The sequence below is a fragment of the Variovorax davisae genome (assembly GCF_030316845.1).
GTDB lineage: Bacteria > Pseudomonadota > Gammaproteobacteria > Burkholderiales > Burkholderiaceae_C > Variovorax > Variovorax davisae.
Window position 1 is genome coordinate 1 of sequence record NZ_JASZYS010000040.1, and the last position, 1,422, is coordinate 1,422.

Consider the following 1,422-nt stretch of genomic DNA (forward strand, 5'->3'; position numbering starts at 1 on the left):
GGCCGAGGCTGTGTGGAAACTCCCTTGATGGTCGCCTATATTGAGCCAACCCGTCTGAACGAGGTGGTGGTCCATGAAGAGATTCATCGAAGGCGAAGACCGACAGCAGGTGACGCTGTTGCCCGAATGCCTTGACGACTATATCGGTGAGGACAACCCGGTGCGAGTCGTCGACGTCTTCGTCGAGGAATTGGACCTGCAGGCCCTGGGGTTCGAAGGCGTTGAGCCTGCAGCGACGGGCCGCCCCTCGTACCACCCGGCGGTGCTGCTCAAGCTCTACATCTACGGCTACCTCAATCGCATCCAGTCCAGCCGCCGCCTGGAGCGCGAGGCCCAGCGCAACGTTGAGGTGATGTGGCTCACCGGCCGCCTGGCGCCGGACTTCAAGACCATCGCCGATTTCCGCCACGACAACGGTCCCGGCATCCGCAACGTCTGCAAGCGCTTCATTGGCATGTGCCGAGAACTCAAGCTGTTCACGCACGCCGTCGTGGCCATCGATGGCAGCAAGTTCAAGGCAGTCAACAGTCGCGACCGCAACTTCACCACCGGCAAGATCGACGCGCGTCAGCGGCAGATCGAGCAGAGCATCCAGCGCTACCTCGACGCCCTGGAGACGGCCGACCGAACGCAGCCTGCAGAGGTCGAGGCCAAGACCGAACGATTGACTGACAAGATCAAGAAGCTGCGAGAGCAAATGCGGGAACTGGGCCGGACCAAAGAGCAACTGAAGCACGAACCCGACGGCCAGCGCTCGACCACCGATCCCGATGCGCGCTCGATGAACTCGCAGGCCAAGGGCTCCGGCCTAGTGGGCTACAACGTACAAGCGGCCGTCGATGCCAGGCATCACCTGATCGTGGCGCATGAGGTCACCAACGACGGCAACGACCGCTCGCAGCTCAGCAAGATGGCAATTGCTGCGCGCGAGGCGATGGGCAAGACCAAGTTGCAGGCGCTCGCCGATCGCGGGTACTTCAACGGCACGGAGCTCAAGGCCTGCGAGGACGTGGGCATCACGACTTACGTGCCCAAGCCGATGACCTCGAATGCCAAGGCCGAGGGACGCTTCGACAAGAGCGACTTCATCTATATCGCGAAGGCCGACGAGTATCAGTGCCCTGCCGGGCAGCGGGCAATCTACAGGTTCAACACGTTAGAGAAGAACGGCAACGAGCTTCGCGTCTACTGGACCAGCGCTTGCCCCAAGTGCCCGATCAAAGACCAGTGCACGACGAGCGCGTATCGTCGTATCCGTCGATGGGAGCACGAGGAGGTTCTCGAGCGCGTCCAGCAGCGCTTGGATCGCAAGCCCATCGCGATGACGCTGCGAAGGTGCACCGTGGAGCACGTGTTCGGGACACTCAAGCACTGGATGGGCTGGACGCACTTCTTGACGAAGAAACTGGAGCACGTGAACAC

Annotated in this window: 1 protein-coding gene; it reads left to right on the forward strand. The window is 61.7% G+C overall.

The window, feature by feature from the left end:
• Window positions 1-73: 73 nt before the first annotated feature.
• Window positions 74-1,422, forward strand: a 1,349-nt coding sequence (locus QTI33_RS35020; protein ID WP_286511344.1) for an IS1182 family transposase, incomplete at its 3' end; no start/stop codon positions are given.